Source organism: Edaphobacter acidisoli, assembly GCF_014642855.1.
GTDB classification, from domain to species: domain Bacteria; phylum Acidobacteriota; class Terriglobia; order Terriglobales; family Acidobacteriaceae; genus Edaphobacter; species Edaphobacter acidisoli.
On sequence record NZ_BMJB01000001.1, the window covers coordinates 1,590,925 to 1,609,465 of the forward strand.

Genomic DNA, 18,541 nt, shown 5'->3' on the forward strand with positions numbered 1-18,541 from the left:
TCTGGCCTGTTCGTTGAGATATTAGCTAAATTGCCCTCTAAAACTCGATTCTTGCGACAATTTCGCCACTCCTCGGAGCATAGTTTCCACCTGCCCCGGAGATGCTGTTTCCCAGATAACCGAAGCCGTTAGCAATGCTTCCGTCTTGCCCATATTGAGGTGTCTGGAAGGGATTGGACGTATTCTGCAGATTCGGATAAACCCAACGGTTGAAGACATTGAAGAAATCGGCGCGGACTGAGAACTTCAACCTCTCCTTGATCGGAAGGACCTTGCCAATACCCAATTGTTCGGTTGGCTGTCTCGGACCACGGTAGTCTCCATAGTATGGTTTCGAATTAGCATAGTGCCCGGAGGCGGGATTAGCCCAGGCGGCAGGGTTGAGAAAGAACGTAGTACGAGGATTGCCGCTGTGGTCGTTGAGATTATGTAGGAAGAGCTTCTGGCCAGCCACGCGATTCGCCCAGACTCCGTTAGCAAACGTCACCGAAGTCAGAGTGCTCGTCGCATTGGGTACCTGTATCGGAAAACCACTCCCGTAGCGGAAGATGCCGTCCGTTGTCCAACCGGCAAGCAGTGCGCGCTTCCAGCCGCTTTGAGCAAAGCTGAATGCCGGCAACTCGTAATTGAAGTAGAAATTGATCATTTGCGGTTGGTCGATAGCCACGTAGGATTTCTGGCTCTGGGGTGAGAGCGAGGGGTCCTGTATCGGAATGGCCGTGGTATAGGTCCCTGTGCTGGAGACCGTTCCCAGATTCTTCGACCATGAGTAACCGAGACCGCCCGACAGGCCATTGCTGATTCGCTTGGTGACCTTGATTTGAAGCGCGTTGTACCACCAGTCGCCATTATGCTCGTAATAGTCGCCGATGTTGCCGAATTGCGGGTACGGGCGCAATGCCTGGGCCAAGCTGGCCCCGGACGGGAAGGTGGAGTACGGCTTCGTGAAGCCCCTGGCAGCTACACTCGGAGAAGAGATCGGCTGTGTCAGCAGGTTGAAGTCGCTCGGGTTAGTAACATCTAAATTGTATTTCTGCGAAAGGATTGATGGAGTGAGCTCATTGATAGTATTTGTCAATCCGTCAGAGTTAAGCCAGACACCACGATCGCTAATGAAGGACGCATTGACTGTCAGATTGTTCGCTATCTCGCGTTCAATGCCAAGGGTTGATTGTACGAAGCGCGCCGGACGGCCATTGTTGGGAACAATGAATGATGGGGGCGAGTTAGTGCTACCAATATTCGGATAAGCTCCAGGATCGAAATTCGTAGCGGTCAGAGCAGCCGCGGAGTAAGGAATACCGTTCGATAACTGACCTGCTGCAATGCCATAGGATGGGCTGGTTAGAAACGTCTGGTTGAAACCAAATCCCTGGTTGCTATAGATCTCTTCATTCATGAATAGCTGTGGTGCAGAGTAGAGACCAGAAGCTGCGTGAAGCACGGTCTTTGTACCTAATTGATAACTGAGGCCGAGACGAGGCTGAATCATCCAGGGATAGAACTTCTCAAAGCTGCAATTGCACCGTCCTGTCCCGTATCCTTCGTATTCAGTTCCCCCTAACAGGCCGCCAGCCGACGGGTTGGCAACGGTCGGACTAAACTGGGTCTCCCTGTCATGTTGTTCGTGCTGCATCTGTTCAAAATCCCAGCGGAGTCCGTAGTTCACTGTAAGTCTCTTTGTCACCTTCCAGTTGTCCAGTGCGTAGATCCCGCTCTCCATACGGTGGAACCACTGAATGTTATCGTTGCCGATGGATGCGCCATCCAATTGGCCAAGCGCGAAGCTGGCGAAGCCATCGCCGATGCTTGCTCCGTAAAGGTTCTGGCCTTGAGCGGACGGCAGAGACGTCTCATTCGGACTGAAGGCGTAGTTTCCGGCCGACAGATCGTTATGAGTACCAAAAAGCTGGTGACGGAAATCGCCGCCAAATTCAAAAGTATGGTTGCCGTGAACCCAGATCGCGGATTCAGTGTTGTACCAATTGTTGTCAATAAACGGAGCGTTGTTGTTTCCCATCTGAGGAACACTCTGACGGTTGACGGTGAGCCCGTGGAATAGGGGGAAGGTGTTTGCAGCGCCGCCAGGCATATTTGCTGCTGTGTTCAGCCCAAGAGTGGTCGCCGCGAAGTTTTGCACGGCTGAGTTCTGCATAGCGGCGTGGCGCGTGAAGTCAAAGCCGGAGTGGAGCACAAGGTTCGGCGTGGCGGTATAGTCCGCATTGAGATAGAGCTGCGGCGCCGGAGTTGTGTTCCAGCGGGTCTGGGTGGCTACACCGTTAATGCCATCCGCCGCGTTATCCTTATTGGAATACTCCGCAATGTAGTAGCCAGAAAAGTGCCACTTCTCACCGATATAGTGGTCAAGCTGGATGCTCGTCAAGTACTGATACTTATTATTCGGCTGCAAATTCGGGTAGTTATTGGTGAGTTGGTTGGCTGTGGCCCCCGATGGGGTAGGAAGATAGGTAAGAACTTTTTGAGCCACCGGATCCCACGTGCTTGGCGCGCCGATAAAATTGTTCGGGAACGGATCGCGTACCAGTTTGGAAGATCCGTCGGTGCAGGTTGCCATTCTGGTTGTCGCTGGGTTGTAAACTGCGCCATTGATCATCGGTCGTCCCAGGCAATCGAGAACCGGCATTCCGCTGGAGTCCACAATGGGGCCAAGCAGAAGAGAGCTTAGATCACCATTGCGATAGGCAGCCGTTGGAACCGTAATGGTCCCCAGGTTAAGGGTCTGTTTGTTGTAGTACTCCTCATAGGCGAAGAAGAAGAATGTCTTGTTGTGGCCGTTATAGACGCGAGGAATCACCACCGGCCCACCGAAAGATCCGCCAAAATCGAACTGCCGCTGCATGGGGAGAGACCCATTGAAGGGCTGTCTGGCATTCAGTGCCTCGTTCTCAAGGTAGGTAAAAGCCGTCCCATGTAGTTGGTTGGTGCCCGATTTTGAGGTGTAATTGAAGATTCCTCCGCCGGACTCGCCATATTGTGCTGAATAGTCGTTAATCATCACGGACTCTGAGGCAAGGGATTCAACCGAGGGCTGCTGCTCATCCGAGATGGCGCCCTTGACTGCCGAGGTGTCGTCCAGTCCGTCCATAAAGACGCGGTAGGTTGTTGCCGGCGAGCCGCTTATATGAATATCGTTCCAGCCGCCGGCGATGGTTCCCGGCAGCAAGGCAGCAAAGCCCATCGGGTCGCGCACGGCTCCGACGCCGGTAATGTTGATTGGAAGCTCATTCAGGTCTCTTGTGGTGACCTCAACGTTGTTCTGCGCACTCTCGGTCTGGAGCAGAGGAGCATTCGAGGTTACCGTCACCGTCGCCGTCGCTTGTCCTAGAGCCAGTTGCATGTCAACGCTCGCGGTCTGTCCAACCGAAACTGTGATTCCTTTGCGGATGAACTTCTTAAAGCCCGGCGCAATCACCGTGATGGAATAGTCGCCCGCAGGCAGCGCAGGGATCGTGTAAGCCCCCGAGCCAGTGGTAAATGTTGAGCTCTGCGTCCCGGTTGCTGTATTTGTGGCAGTTGCCCTGGCCCCTGCTATGACGGAGCCTGACGGATCGGTAACAACTCCCGATATAGTGCCGCGATCGAGCTGTGCAAAGCACACTACGCTCCCGCCACCAAGCAATGTCAACACTAGACATAAAGTTAAGTACTTGAGCCAACTTCTTCGTTGCGTCATCTCACTCTCTCCCAAAACTCTCAATCCTGCTTTTGTGATGAATTGATGAATTGATTTCTACAGCCGCAACCACGCTATGCTCGCATCTAGTCGTCGGCAACGTTAGGAAGGATTTCTAACGATGCTCCTACGTTGCTGAAAACGCGAAGTTTGGAAAAAGCATGAAACTGTAACAGTAGTTACATTGCGTCAGAACGAACGGAGACACGACTGGGCTGGTCCTCAATTTTCAGTTGCGCGCACCCAACCCGGTACGCGCTTGTCTCAATTTCTCGCGCGGGGGTACAGTCATCGCATCTCAGCGATGTCGGCAGCTTCTAAGTCTGCGCCGTTCAGAGCCAAAGAAAATGGCCCACAAAGTTGCTTAGGGACGGGTCACGCTATCGGAAAGAATATGGCACGCCTCGACATATATATTGTCGGGAGAACCGGCCATCGTATTCAGTTTCAGCAATAACTCAAAATGACGTGGTGTATCCGTTGTCGATATCCCACAATCACGAAGGGCAGCTATAAGCCGCGGCATATCTGTAACAAGCTTTCCCGCTGCTTCTGTGCCTTCAGCATTGGCTCCCGCGATCAAAAGAACCTGCCCGGCCTGGTCAGGGTTTCGTACCAGAGCGACGATCGCATAGGACTGACCAGTTGCGCCGCCTAACGCTGTCGGAACGTAAAGGGGTGCCTCATGCGGCTTCGGGTGGATATTGCGAAGAATCTCTTGTCCGGAATTTGGATCGAAAGAAAATTGAAAATCGAGCTGGTCGCCAAAAAGAGCAGACCAGGGATTGGAACGGGGACTTCCTAAGAATATATAGTTATCGTCGGTTTGCAGGTCGGACATTTGTAGGTTCCTGGCCGCATGCACCTCAATATGTTTCGTATATGTCTGGGCCAGCGCCGCAATCTTTGCCGCGATCTTTGCGTCAACGAACGACGCCTTGTCCTCTTTCATGAGAACTTCCCAGAAGCTTTGGATCTCCGGCGTCATGTTATCTGGAATGGGAATTAGATTATGGTTGGCATAATTTGATGTTGAAATCTGCCCACCGGCATATTGCTGAATTTCAGCGATGTCGGGATCGCTGGTAATCAGATGGAGAGGACGCGGTGAGCTGAAGAATACAGACCATGGAAGAGGCGTAGAGAGCGCATGATTCGCATGGTCCGCGTGCTTCCAGAAGACTCCCCAGATGCCCAAATTGAAGATCGTCGCCAGCAGAATACCCACAAACAGGAGACGACGATTGGACTTATTCTCCACCGGTGCCGGTTGGAGTTGCCCCGCCTTATCAGGTGTGAGCTCTGATACCTTTGCGCTTGATTCAGATGCTTGTGTCGTCGCATGAAGCACCGCGGCAGACCCATTAGCAGCATGGGCGCCGGAGCCTCCGTTCCCTTCCCTGTGCTCCTCGCGAGTGATTTCAGGGATATAAGACCCAGGCGGCAAGTTAATCCGAAAGCGGGAAGTCGTACCGTATCGACCATAATGCTGGAGGAGGCGTTTGCGGACATCGCTCGCCGTGACCCGGACGATTGCGTCTTCCCCGGTGTCGTAGGAGGGAGCACGCCCAAACAGCTCAACTCCGATAACCCGCTCCTTGAGACATTCAAAGCGTCCGGCGATGGCCTGTTCGACAATGTATTTCAGAAATTGTCCGCTGCGATGACTTCCACGAAAAGCTGCTCCCTCGATCACTTCATTCAGGTGTTTCTGAACGAGGACCCGATCTTCTTCGCTCTCGATGGTTTTTATCGTACGTTCACCATCGTTAATATTTGATGTCGATTGCATAGGAAGTCTTCGGAGCGACAATTCTAACATTTTGGAAGACCAGACAATCCCCTGCCTGAGTTTGAGGGATGTACCTACTGTTAGATGGCCCTCCAGATTCATAAGTCTTTATTTCCAATTACTTGGACATACGTTAGGAGGCGCTGCTAACGTTGCTTTCCGATAGGCGATTCAATTACCGTGAATTGCGTTTGCGAGCCGTCCGAGGAAAGATACGAGGAAGCAACCAGCATCTGCATGAGTTCAATGTCAACAGGGCCACTTTTCCACGTCCGTCACACTTCTCGTATGAGCCCCCGGTCCGGAGAGACACCTTCCTGGTGTTCGCGAGTCATTACCGCAAGTAGCCTTTCCCTGCTCGCTTTGTCTCTCGTTCTCGCGCCGCCAGGTCGCGCACAAAAGGTCCCATCGATCGCCCGGTCCCGCAGTTCGCTATACCGGCAGGCAAACGCTCCGATTGAGAAGCGCGTAACCGACCTGCTCCAGCGGATGACACTTCAGGAAAAGGTGCGCCAGTTGGATATGTACTCCGGGGCAACTTCCATCATGAGCAGTCATACAGATAAAACCCATGCCACCGCCAGCGCAGCATTTTTACCCGAAAAAGCGGATGCGTTATGGGCAAACCTCGGTGTCGGCTCCATCCACGACCTAAACCCCACGCCGGAGCAGGCAAACGCGATCCAGAAGTGGGTGATTGCCCATAATCGGTTAGGCATTCCCGCGTTATTCATCGAAGAAGGCCTGCACGGATTCGATACCGGAACCGTATTTCCCGCTCCTATTGGCCTGGCTGCAACCTGGGATGCCTCGGTTGCAAAACAGACAGGCGCGGCGATTGCGGCAGAGGCGCGCGCCACAGGCGTCGATATGATTCTCGCGCCAGTGCTCGATCTTGCCCGCGATCCCCGCTGGGGCCGCGTAGAAGAGGATTTTGGAGAAGACCCTTATCTGACGGGCCAAATGGGCATGGCTTATGTCCAAGGCGTACAAGGTGAGAGCCTGAACACTGACCACACGGTGATCGCCGAGCCGAAGCACTTTGTAGCGCACGGCTCTCCCGAAGGTGGGACGAACACATCACCCGTGCACATTGGAGAGCGCGAACTCCGCATGGTCATGCTGCGATCATTTGAGCCCGCTATCCGCGATGGACACGCCATGGGAGTGATGGCCGCGTATCACGAGATCGACGGCATCCCTATGACTGCCGATCCTTTCCTGTTGAAGACCATCCTGCGCAAAGACTGGGGTTTTCAGGGATTTGTTCTCTCCGATCTCGGAGCTATTGAACGCCTCTATACCGTGCATCATGTGGCCGCAAGTCTCCCGGACGCTGCCTGCATGGCCATCCAGTCGGGCGTAGACATGCAGTTCTACGATCTCGATCATGCCTTGTTTCAAAAATCGCTGATCGACTGTGTGCACAATCGCACTCTCTCTGAAGCAGACCTGGACCGCGCAGTGCGTTCCGTCCTGCGCGTCAAATTCGCTCTGGGTCTCTTCGATCATCCATTCGTTGCACCGGACCTGAACACAAGAGAGCACCGTTCTTCGGCGCATCTTGCTGTTTCGCTTCAATCTGCGCGCGAATCCATGACGCTGCTCCAGAATGAGAACCATCTGCTCCCACTTGCAAAGACAACGCAGCACATTGCGGTCATCGGCCCCAATGGAGACGTTGCGCGTTATGGCGATTATGAGAATGAAGCGAACGGCTTGCACATCAGTATTGTTGAAGGCATTCGCAATCTGCTCCCTCATGCCAATGTGACCTTTGACGAAGGACAAAGCATCCCCGAGGCTGTGGCCAAAGCCAAAGATGCGGATGTCGTCATCATGGCTCTCGGCGAGAAGCAAGGAATCTCGGGCGAGGGCTTTGACCGTTCAGATCTCAATCTTCCCGGCAATCAGGAGCAGCTACTTGAAGCGGTTGTAGCGATCGGCAAGCCCGTGGTGCTAGTGCTTGAGAATGGCCGTCCACTGACGATTGATTGGGCAAAGAAGAATGTTCCTGCCATTCTTGAAGCGTGGTATCCAGGAGAGTTCGGAGGTCAGGCTATCGCCGAAACACTCTTCGGCGACAACGATCCTGCTGGACGTCTTACCATTACATTTCCGCAAACGGTGGGCCAACTGCCCGATTACTACAACTCCGATCCATCACGTGTTTATCGCTACGTCGATAGCAACGGCGAACCGCTTTTCCCGTTCGGATACGGTCTGAGCTATACGACATTCCGTTACGACCACCTGAGCGTCCAATCTCCTCGGCCAGGAAGCGGCGGGAATATCGAAGTATCCGTCGATGTGACCAATACCGGCAGCCGCGCCGGTGATGAGGTTGCACAACTATACATGCGCGAGGATGTGAGCACCGTAGAAACACCGCGCCGTTCTCTGGAAGGCTTCTCTCGCATTCATCTGTTGCCGGGCGAAACAAAAACAGTCCTCTTTCACGTGAAACAAACACAGCTTGCGGTCTGGAACGCGCAGGAGCGATGGGCTGTTGAGCCAGGCAACTACACAGTCTGGGTGGGAGGCTCGTCTTTGGCCCCGCTGACAGCAAAATTCTTTTTGAAACCCGGAGCAAAGTAGCTTCGCCACGCAGAGCCGAACTTTTTTCTTACAGGTTGAAGGGTCAAGCAAAAAAATATGCAGACAAGATTGAAGTTTATCTTTGCAGGAATCCTATTGTCTCTACTGTTGCCTGCCGACAGCAACGCATTCGCTCAGGTAGCTGCAAACCAGCAAAATGACCCAGCCAATCTTGTCTCCCCGAATATTGGAGGCATCGGGCAGTTACTTACAGCAACGGTTCCCTATGTGCAATATCCGCACGGCATGGCGCGCCTCGCGCCCATCACTACGCCTGGAATTAATGACCGGTATCTTGCCGACAAGATTTACGGCTTCCCTGCCGGACCCGCCACGCTGATGGCTTCTACCGGAGCCATCGTCACAAGTCAGGAGGTCTATGCCTCGGACTTCGATCACGATTTTGAGGTGAGCACTCCTTATTACTACGAGGCGGATCTGCAAACGTGGGGAATCAAAGCCGAGCTTACGGCCACAAAGCACGCAGCATACTATCGCTTTACCTTTCCCAGCAACGCTCATTCACATCTGGCGATTACCCTGCCATCCGACGCACACCTGGCAGTGATCGGCGACCATGCCGTGCAAGGCAGCGAGCGTATCTACGGACCGATCAGTGGAAAGGCCGAACAGGGCGGCGAAACCCGTGAATATTTCTACGCGGAATTTTCGCGCCCGTTCCACTCCTGGCAGACCTGGCACGACAACGCTCTTTCCCATAACGCACAAGAGGAAGGCGACCACATCGGATTCGTCAGCGACGATGCAACAACGCAAGGCGAAAAAGTTGAAGTCCGGATTGGACTCTCCTATATCAGCGTTGAGCAAGCCAGAAAGAACCTGGAGCAGGAGATTCCGAGCTGGACATTTGAACAGGTAAAGGAGAACACAAAGGCAGTCTGGAACCATACTCTTGACGGCATTCAGGTGTCCGGTGGCACGAAAAAGCAGCGCACTATTTTCTACACAGCGCTCTATCGCTCGCTGGGACGCATGACCGATATCACCGAGGACGGCAGATACTTCAGCGGCTACGACCACAAAGTACACAATGCGGACGGGCATGATTTCTACGTGGATGACGGCACGTGGGACACCTTCCGTTCTCTCCATCCTCTGCAACTGCTCCTTGATCCTGCGCAACAGGAAGACATGATCCGTTCTTACCTCCGCATGTATGAGCAGAGCGGATGGCTGCCCTCGTTCCCATCCATAGCTGGCGAGCAGGCGGTGATGATCGGGCATCATGCGGATGAGTTCATTCTCGATGCTTATGAAAAGGGATACCGCGATTTTGACGTTCAGGAAGCCTATGCTGCGATGCGAAAGAACGCCACTGAAACAACCATGCTTCCCTGGCAACGTGGCCCACTTACCAGCCTGGACCGCGTGTATTTTGAGAAGGGCTTTTTCCCCGCACTCGCCTATGGAGAAAAGGAAACCGTGCCTCAGGTGACAGGTGAACGCCGTCAGGCTGTATCAGTCACCATCGAAAACAGCTACGACGACTGGTGCGTCGCCCAACTGGCGAAGGCGCTCGGAAAAAACGCCGATGCAGCATACTTCACAAAGCTCGCTCACAATTATCAAAACGTATTCAACCCTGCCATCGACTTCATGGCTCCTAAAAGCGCCGATGGAAAATGGGTCGCGCACTTTGATCCCAAACTAGGCGGTGGCCAGGGTGGACGGGACTATTTCACTGAAGTGAACTCCTGGCTTTATACCTTCGGCGTTCAGCATGATGTCGCCGGATTGATCCATCTGTTCGGCGGCCGCGACAAATTCAATGCCAAGCTCGACCAGTTGTTCGTCGAGCAGTATGGGACATCAAAATACCAGTTCCTCGGCCAGTTTCCCGACGCCACAGGACTGATTGGGATGTACGCACAAGGAAATGAGCCGAGCTTCCATATCCCCTATCTTTACGACTTCTCCGGCCAGCCATGGAAGACGCAACGTCGCGTGCGGCAGATCATGAACGTGTGGTACGGAGACGGGCCACTGGGTATTCCCGGAGATGATGACGGCGGCGAAACATCATCGTGGTATGTGTTCAGCGCCATGGGCTTTTATCCCGTTTGCCCGGGAAGCCCCGTCTATGAAATTGGCAGCCCCATCTTTGCCAAGACCGTGATTCGACTAGCTGACGGCAAGAACTTCACAGTCACCGCGAACCATGTTTCTGCCCAAAACAAATACATCCAATCAGCCACGCTCAATGGACAGCCGCTCGATAAGCCCTGGTTTCGGCAATCAGACATTGCCAACGGCGGAACGCTGACTCTTGAAATGGGAGACAAGCCCAATCTTCATTGGGGCAGCGCCGTCGAAGATGCTCCGCCGTCCATGTCTGCACCGATGCAAACCGCTCAGCAATAAGCTGACAGACCTGAGGAGAAGAACATGCATGATTTCCAGAGAAGGTCGCGCCGCGAACTTCTATCCATTGGCGCGGTCGCAGGACTTTCGACTCTCTTCGACTCCTCGCGCCAGGCCTATGCAACGGAGCCTTCTGCCGTCCCGGATTCAAATTGCCAGGATGTGCGAAAGTTCGGAGCGGCTGGAGACGCAAAGACCGACGACACAGCAGCGTTCCAGCGCGCTCTTGATGCAGCGTCCAAGTCAGGCGGAGGAATTGTTTACGCGCCGCCAGGGCGATATCTGCTTCGTGGATCACTGATCGTTCCCGATGGCGTCACCTTGCAGGGGTCCTTTGCCTGTGCACCATCCCATACAGGGGTAAGAGACCGTGGACAGTCCAAGCCGGGCGACGATGGAACGGCTCTGCTTGTAACCGCGAATCAAGGCCACGAAGAAGGCGAGCCATTTCTAACCCTCAACACGAACAGCACCATACGCGGATTGACTCTCTACTATCCGGAACAAGTTACCGACAATACCCCCATAGCCTATCCCTGGACGATCGCAATGCGGGGAAAGAACCCGGCAGTCCTTGATGTTGAATTACTCAATCCCTACCAGGGCATTGATGCCAGCAGAAATGAGCGCCATAACATTCGCAATGTAACTGGACAACCTATCCGCCGGGGCATCTGGGTCGATGCAATTTACGACATCGGACGCATCGAGAACGTGCACTTCAATCCCTGGTGGAACTCGCACAGCGCGGTCTATCAATGGCAGACCAAGAACGGAGAGGCATTTATCTTCGGCCGCGCCGACTGGGAATATGTGCTCAACACGTTCTGCTTCGGCTATCACGTTGGATATAAGTTCGTAGACACCAGTACGGGAAACTGCAACGGAAACTTCCTGGGGATTGGAGCAGATGACTGCAACCGGGCCATTCTGGTCGAGCAATGCGCTTCCTACGGGCTTCTCATTACAAATGGCGAGTTCACTTCATTCCATGGCGACGACCCAACCATGATCGAAGTCCGGCCAACGAATAGTGGCGTTGTCCGGCTCAGCAATAGCGCCTTTTGGGGGCCATGCAATCAAATTGCAAAAATCGCGGGAACGGGGACGGTTGGGTTGAGCGACTGCACCTTCGTGCAGTGGGGCAAAGAGGGTGAGCGTGCAGCAATCCAGGCGTCATCAGGAAGCATTCTGCTGCGCGGGTGCGAGTTCCTTCAGAACAAGCCGCATGTTCTTCTTGGAGAAGACGTGAAGCGTGCTGTCCTCTCCGGCAACCTCTTCGCAGGACCTGCGCAGATCCAGAATCATTCTCACGGAGATGTCCAGATCGGCTTGAATGCCGCGTCATCCTGAAGCCAACGGCAATTCGAGGTCGATAATGAAGGCTGCGTTCGCAAGGTCGGTTCTGGCTGGGTTGCTGTGTTCTACGCTTATTGCTGTCACGGCGCAGCAGCCGCCTTCCGGCGCAATGCCGCGAGCCTCAGCACAGCATATTTCGGAGCGGCAATGGGTGGGAACGTGGGCCACACCACCTGTCCATGCCGATACTCACCGGAGTTTCTACCAACAGACTCTGCGGCAAATCGTGCACACCAGCATTGGCGGCACTCAAGCGCGTATCCGCATCTCCAACCTGTTCGGCAGCCGTCCGCTTCATATCGAAGATGTGCATTTGGCAAGATGGACCCGTGGAACATCTATTATTCTCGCCAACACAGATCGCCTGGCGCTCTTCAACGGACAGCCCTCGGTGACAATCCCGCCAGGCGCATCTGCCGTGAGCGATCCTGTCACAATTACACTTCCTGCTCTCTCCGATGTTGCCATCAGCATGTATCTCCCAGACCACACCGGACCGGCAACCTGCAATCCCGACGCACATCAAACGAGCTACATCGCCGTGGGAGACGTCAGCGGAGACACTACCCTCAAGAATGCTGCCACGACCGGAAGCTGGTATTACATTACAAATCTCGACATACAAGCTGACTCGTGGCGCGGTGCGCTTGTGACGCTAGGTGCCTCTATTACGAATGGGTATAAATCCACAGACAATGCGAACCTCCGCTGGCCCGACATCCTGGCTCAAAGGCTGCTCGGCGCCGGACTTCGTATAGGAGTGTTGAACGAAGGAATAAGCGGGAACAGGCTGCTTACTTACGGAGCTGGAGAAAGTGCAGAGGCCCGCTTTGACCGCGATGTTCTTGCACAGCCTGGTGTCCGCTGGGTCATCTTCTCTGATGATCCGATCAACGATCTGGGATCAACGCGGCCTATTCCCAAGGCGGATCAGTTAATCGCAGGCATGCAGCAGCTTATCGACATGGCCCATCGTCACCACATCCAGTTCTTATGCTCCACACTGACGCCATATCAGGGCGCCAACTACTGGACTCCAGCCGGAGAGACCGCCCGTGAAGAGGTCAACGCATTTCTACGCAGCAAAACAAGCGGATGCGATGCAGTCATGGATCAGGACCTTGCTACCCACGACCCGGCCCACCCCACGCAATATCTACCCGCCTACGATAGCGGCGACCACCTGCATCCGAACGATGCAGGCATGCAGGCTATTGCCAATGCCGTAGACCCTTCGATCTTCACGCAGAGAAAATCTCACTAGCCGGACGTGTACCCGCTACCTGCAACTTCTTCATGGAGGGCATGTGCGCTAGACTAGGTTCTCATACAGGCAAAGCGTCACAAAAGTGCGAGCGCCGGTGATGGGAAGCGATTGTAAGCGGGTCTCGTGGCGTTGCCGCAACGGACGGCAGCAACGCTGTTGCGAGGAGGGAATCCGATGGACGTCGAAACGGCCGCCGATCATGCTGAAATGCCAGCGGTCGCCGAGTGCCATCGTCAAGTTGAACGTATTCTTCAGTCCAGCGCATTCCGGAATGCAAGCACCTTGCAACAACTGCTGCAATTCATTGCAGCGCGCTCGCTGGAAAAAGGTGTAGAACCGCTCAAAGAGTATGTCATTGGAGTGGAGGCCTTTGGGCGCCCTGCCGATTTCGATCCAAAGACGGACACCATCGTACGTGTCCAGACTCACCGATTGCGGCTGAAACTGAAGGAGTATTACGAAGGCGAGGGTCGCCGCGATCCCATCCTGGTTGAGATTCCCAAAGGGCACTATCTGGCTCAGTTTGAAACCTCAACCGAGCTCAAGGGCATACTCGACGGTGAAGGCCAGACATCACAGAGCATCAGGGCCGGTGGTCCAAGAGGCACGCTGGGACAGGGCGTGGTGCGTCACCCAGGGCGGATTGCGTTATGGATTGGGACTGTTTGTGCATTGGGTCTCATCTTCACGGCAGGGCTATGGACAGGTAAACACAGAGGCGCTCAATCCAGTCCGCTGATGTCAGGCAATTCGCTTCAGGCATTCGCCACGGGCGACGATCCAGTGAAGGCTTTTTGGGCGAGCTTCGTTGGCGATGATCAAAATCCGGTGATTGCCTACCCGGACGCGGTGTTCCTGCTGGACAACTCCAACGACTTGTTCCGGTATCGACAGGGTGCCAGTGATGACCGAGGCTCACTTGTGGACCCTCATCTGGCCCGGCAGTTTGCATCCAACCCCGATTTGGTTGAAAAGGCCGGCGCTCTTTACTACGAAAACGGGTATACCGGCGCAGGCGAACTCCAAGCCGTGGCTATGCTGGCAGGATTATTCGGACAAATGGGACTTCGACCTATCATCAAGCCTAGCCGTGATATCACGCCGGTTGATCTTCGGCAGCACAGTGTCATCTTGCTCGGGTCGTCATTCCAGAACGTGGCCGTGGCCCAACTGATGACACCTGGAGACTTCCGTTTTATCAATCCCGACACCCACCTGGAGCAGTGGCGAGCTGAAATCGTGAATACACAACCACACCCCGGGGAAGCAGCCTCCTACCATACCGGCCGCGATCCAGTAACCCACGTGCTGAAGCAGGACTACGCCATCTTCTCGGTACAGTCGGGTGTGATCACTGGAAGACATATCGCCGTGCTTGGTGGCCTGGATACGACTGGGACTGAAGGGGCCACCATGTTCGCAACCTCACAGAGCGGCGTGGAAGAGCTGGCGAAGGGCCTGTCCGTGACGAAGCAAAAGAATCAAGCCCTTATAATTCCGCAGTTTCAAGCCTTGGTGCGTGTACGGCTCGAAAAGGGATCTGAAGTTCTGGGTGCCTCGCTCGAAGCCATTCACAAGATTGACGTTGCCAATACTCACAGCACTGACGGCTCTACCTCCCTTCCCGCGCAATCTCAATAATCCATATCAGTCCATGCTTGACCTTTCATAAGGCGATTTAAAGCCTCGTCGCCGTGCATGACGACTCGTTGAAGGCGCGGATCTCATCAGCAACCATAGACGCATAATCCCAAATTCTCTCAAGCTAGATTCCATTCGCCCTAAAAGTGGTCATTTTACCTCTGTAACGTGCATGTAACGTTCGCGAAACATGAGGGAAAATGCGCCTGCAACATGCCTGTTTCAAAAAATCGTAACCCCACGGTCACTTTTCAATGAATCTTCTCATTCTCTACGTTGGTTGCCATCGTTGGAATCAACCTGCGATGCAGAAGAACCCCAAACAGAGATATCCATCCGGAAATTCTGCGAGCAGCCTTCATCAAGCAATGGATATGAAGCGCCTTTAGCGCGAGAAGGCCGAGATGTAAGCGATAGGTAATTGATAAGGAGGCAGTATGAATTGTGGAATCTATTCCAGGAGCAGAAGGTGCACGCGTCTGCTCAAGCGTCTTTCTCCCGTGCTGATGGCTTTAGTCCTGCTTGCAATGGGACCGGCGCTCCTCGGACAAGGAGTATCGGGCAGGATTCTGGGCAATGTACAGGACTCGACCGGTGCCGTCATCGCCAAGGCGGCCGTAACGGCCACCAACATTGGGACAGGGACCTCCTCGACGATGTCAACCGATTCCAATGGCGACTACCGTTTCGACAATCTTCAGCCGGGGACGTACAGCATCCGTTTTACAGCTCAGGGCTTCAGTCCATTTGTATCCAACGGAAACGCTGTCGTGGTCGATGGCGCCATCCGTGTAGATGCCACACTGAAGGTAGGCGGGCAGGACCAAACCATCGAGGTCTCCGCGGCGCAACCGCTGATAGACCCGACGAGTTCCTCACTCGGTCAGGTGGTGGATCAGAAGGAGATTGCCAATCTACCACTGAACGGGCGCATCTTCTCTCAACTGGTCCAGACGGTTCCTGGCTCTGTTGCAGCCGGTTTCGGCAGCGCGCCCGAAGCGGCAGCCGGCGCAGGCGCTGTTTCATCGATCACCGCCAGTGTAAACGGCATGCCCTGGGGAGGCACCACATACACGCTCGATGGCGTAAATAACATGGAGTTGCTGAACGCCTTCATCAACGTCACACCTCCTCTGGACTCGTTGCAGGAAGTAAAAATATCCACCAACAACGCCGATGCCACAGTAGGGACCTACGGCGGAGCGCAGGTAAACGCCTTCGTCAAATCGGGCGCCAACGCATTTCATGGCTCAGCCTACGAGTTCTATCGTGGTGACTCCCTGAATGCCTATCAATGGCGAGCATCATCCAAGGCACCCTATCGCAGCAACCAGTTCGGCGGATCATTCGGCGGGCCGATTCTCAGGAATAAAGCGTTCTTCTTCGTCGACTATCAGGGACTTCTGTTACAGCACGGCATCAGCTACATCCTCACTGTACCGACTGACCTGATGAAACAGGGCACTTTCCTGAAGAGCCAGTTCCCGAACGCCATCTATGATCCACAAACGATGCAGCCCTTCCCTACGATCTCCACCAACCAGGGAGACGCGTGGCAAATTCCCACTTCGCGCTTCGACTCGGTCTCCGCCAAGATGGTCTCCGGAAGCACGATATGGCCAACGGCAACAAGTCAGGCCAGCACCAGCAACAACTTCAATGCAAACACGACCGAGCCCGACAACAACCACCAGTTCGATATCAAAGGCGACTATCAACTGGGTAACGGCGATCACGTCTTTGTGCGCGAATCCTATCAGCGGCGCGATCTGGAAGCTCCTTCACCCGGCACTCCATTCATTCAGATCGGCGATGTCAACGCGATGTCGCGCGACCATAACACAGCCGTCGGCTACGATCACACGTTTTCGCCGACCGCGCTCAACGAATTCCGCGTTGGATTCAATCGTTTCTACACCAAAGACTTCGGCAATGATCTCGGGACGAATGAGAACACCGCGCTGGGGATACCAAACGGGAACGACCCAAACTTTGGCGCTACCGGCATCGGCAACTTCCAGATCGGCAACATCGCCAACACGGGCTCGCAGGGTTGGACGAACTCCCACCGCATCTCCAATTCTTTTGAGATCACGGATAACTTCACCAAAACTTTGGGCCGTCATGCCTTCACCGTTGGCGAGGATTACCGTCTCCTCCAGGCATCTCTTACAAATTCCGACAGCAATAAGAACGGCGATTTCACCTTCTCATCGAACTACACGAGCAGCTGCACCATGCAGCCCAGTTGCTCCAACCCTACAGGCGGCAATGAATTCGCCAGCTTCCTGCTGGGAATGCCGTCGTACGAAGATCGCGGCTTTGTCGCCACAGACCCGGCAACACGCGCGAATCTATTGGGCGTTTACGCGCAGGACCAGTACCGCGTGACGAACAACCTGACCCTGAACCTCGCACTGCGCTGGGACCTGATTACGCCAGCCATCGACAAGAATAATCGTCAGTCGAACTTCGATTTGGCGCAGGGTGTCCTCGACTTCGCATCGTCAGGCAATCGCGGCCCCAATGTGGACACATACTTTGGCGGATATTCGCCGCGCGTTGGGTTTGCCTATTCACCCAATAACGGCAAAACACTCATCTCGGGGGCCTTCGGCATCACCCACTTCCCTGGCAACTTCGGCGCGATGGGCGGCTTCCTGGAACGCAACTTCCCGTTCTTCGAAGTTTTCAGCACGCAGGCCCAGTTGCTGAACGTACCATTGCCCTCGCTCAGCACGACGGGATTGCCCAGCTACATTCCCACTCCGACGTCCGCTCCAGTGGCGCCACCACCTGCAGTTTCTCCCGAGCTGATGGCGAGAAACATGCAGCCCGATCTGGCGAATGCATGGAACTTTGGCGTGCAACAACAGCTCTCCACGACGACTGCACTGCAGGTAACTTATGTTGGAACCAAGGGGACCCATCTCTTCCGTCGTTGGAATATCAACACGCCGCCGCCAGGAACAACGTCGTACAACTCACGGCTGCCTTATCAATACTTCAACTCCACTGGCGACCAATATGCGACAAATATCGGTTATGCAGCCGCAGACGGATCGTCGATCTATCACGGCCTTCAAGTGCAGCTGAAGAAGAGCACTTCGTATGGGCTCGAAGGAAGAATTGCCTACACCTGGTCCAAAGAAATCGACAACATGAGCATCTGGTGGCCTCTCAATGACCGACTCAATCGAGGCGTCGGTACCAATCAGGCTCCGGATGTTCCGCAAAGCATGATCGCGAGCTTAACGTATCAACTCCCGTTCGGTAAGGGACGGCGGTGGTTGTCTTCGTCTTCTGCTCCGGTAAATGCAATATTGGGTGGCTGGCAGCTAAGTACCCTCACGACTCTGCAGTCGGGGCAACCTCTCACCATCACAACGAACATCGACAACCTCGGCAGCGGAGTGACCAACCATGCAGACGCCACCTGCCAATCGGTGAAGACTTTTGGTTCGGTATCGAAATGGTTTGACACAAGCTGCTTTGCCTACCCTGCTGCGCTCCAGCTAGGAAATTCCGGCATCGGCAAAGTGCGCGGCCCCGGCTTTTACAACTCCGATGTGTCGCTGTCGAAGACCTCTACCCTGCGTGAGGGCATGTTGCTCAAGCTCCAGGTAGACGCCTTCAACCTATCGAATACTCCTCATTATTCGAACCCCAACACCACGCTGGGCGATTCTAATTTCGGCCAGATCGGAGGCACAAACGGCATTCCCCGGGAGATTCAATTGGGGATGCACTTCACCTTCTAACTGTTGCGCGGAGGCTGCCGGACGTTCATCTCGGCAGCCTCCACTGA

Annotated in this window: 8 protein-coding genes; 6 read left to right on the top strand and 2 right to left on the bottom strand. The window is 54.4% G+C overall.

What is annotated here, in order from left to right; all coding sequences use genetic code 11:
- Positions 1–37: 37 nt before the first annotated feature.
- Together IEX36_RS06490 and IEX36_RS06495 are read right to left on the bottom strand one after the other, a co-directional pair.
- Entirely contained in the window at positions 38–3,694 is a 3,657-nt protein-coding gene (locus tag IEX36_RS06490; protein ID WP_229668765.1) for a TonB-dependent receptor, read from the bottom strand.
- A 364-nt stretch (positions 3,695–4,058) separates the two neighbouring features.
- Positions 4,059–5,486: a hypothetical protein gene (locus IEX36_RS06495; protein WP_188758443.1), complete on the bottom strand. Its 1,428-nt coding sequence runs from the start codon at positions 5,484–5,486 to the stop codon at positions 4,059–4,061.
- A 288-nt stretch (positions 5,487–5,774) separates the two neighbouring features.
- On the opposite strand from IEX36_RS06495, the gene IEX36_RS06500 reads away from it, so the two are divergent.
- The 6 genes from IEX36_RS06500 (at position 5,775) to IEX36_RS06525 (ending at position 18,494) form a co-directional block, all read left to right on the top strand.
- Positions 5,775–8,084, top strand: coding sequence for a glycoside hydrolase family 3 N-terminal domain-containing protein (locus IEX36_RS06500; protein ID WP_188758444.1), 2,310 nt, complete (start codon positions 5,775–5,777; stop codon positions 8,082–8,084).
- 57 nt (positions 8,085–8,141) lie between these two features.
- Positions 8,142–10,466 (top strand): GH92 family glycosyl hydrolase, encoded by a 2,325-nt coding sequence (locus IEX36_RS06505; protein WP_188758445.1) that lies wholly within the window; start codon positions 8,142–8,144, stop codon positions 10,464–10,466.
- A 24-nt stretch (positions 10,467–10,490) separates the two neighbouring features.
- Positions 10,491–11,819 (top strand): glycosyl hydrolase family 28-related protein, encoded by a 1,329-nt coding sequence (locus IEX36_RS06510; protein WP_188758446.1) that lies wholly within the window; start codon positions 10,491–10,493, stop codon positions 11,817–11,819.
- A gap of 25 nt (positions 11,820–11,844) precedes the next feature.
- On the top strand, positions 11,845–13,089 hold the full coding sequence (locus IEX36_RS06515) for an SGNH/GDSL hydrolase family protein (RefSeq protein WP_229668767.1): 1,245 nt from the start codon (positions 11,845–11,847) through the stop codon (positions 13,087–13,089).
- 177 nt (positions 13,090–13,266) lie between these two features.
- Positions 13,267–14,733 carry a hypothetical protein gene (locus tag IEX36_RS06520; protein WP_188758447.1) on the top strand — a complete coding sequence of 489 codons (1,467 nt, stop codon included), beginning with the start codon at positions 13,267–13,269 and terminating at the stop codon, positions 14,731–14,733.
- 437 nt (positions 14,734–15,170) lie between these two features.
- Positions 15,171–18,494 carry a TonB-dependent receptor gene (locus tag IEX36_RS06525; RefSeq protein WP_188758448.1) on the top strand — a complete coding sequence of 1,108 codons (3,324 nt, stop codon included), beginning with the start codon at positions 15,171–15,173 and terminating at the stop codon, positions 18,492–18,494.
- Positions 18,495–18,541: the final 47 nt, after the last annotated feature.

What these genes read in the sequence shown, in the direction of transcription:
- IEX36_RS06490 (WP_229668765.1), bottom strand. Translation starts at nt 3,694, where the DNA reads ATGACGCAACGAAGAAGTTGGCTCAAGTACTTAACTTTATGTCTAGTG.
- IEX36_RS06495 (WP_188758443.1), bottom strand. Translation starts at nt 5,486, where the DNA reads ATGCAATCGACATCAAATATTAACGATGGTGAACGTACGATAAAAACC.
- IEX36_RS06500 (WP_188758444.1), top strand. Translation starts at nt 5,775, where the DNA reads ATGAGCCCCCGGTCCGGAGAGACACCTTCCTGGTGTTCGCGAGTCATT.
- IEX36_RS06505 (WP_188758445.1), top strand. Translation starts at nt 8,142, where the DNA reads ATGCAGACAAGATTGAAGTTTATCTTTGCAGGAATCCTATTGTCTCTA.
- IEX36_RS06510 (WP_188758446.1), top strand. Translation starts at nt 10,491, where the DNA reads ATGCATGATTTCCAGAGAAGGTCGCGCCGCGAACTTCTATCCATTGGC.
- IEX36_RS06515 (WP_229668767.1), top strand. Translation starts at nt 11,845, where the DNA reads ATGAAGGCTGCGTTCGCAAGGTCGGTTCTGGCTGGGTTGCTGTGTTCT.
- IEX36_RS06520 (WP_188758447.1), top strand. Translation starts at nt 13,267, where the DNA reads ATGGACGTCGAAACGGCCGCCGATCATGCTGAAATGCCAGCGGTCGCC.
- IEX36_RS06525 (WP_188758448.1), top strand. Translation starts at nt 15,171, where the DNA reads ATGAATTGTGGAATCTATTCCAGGAGCAGAAGGTGCACGCGTCTGCTC.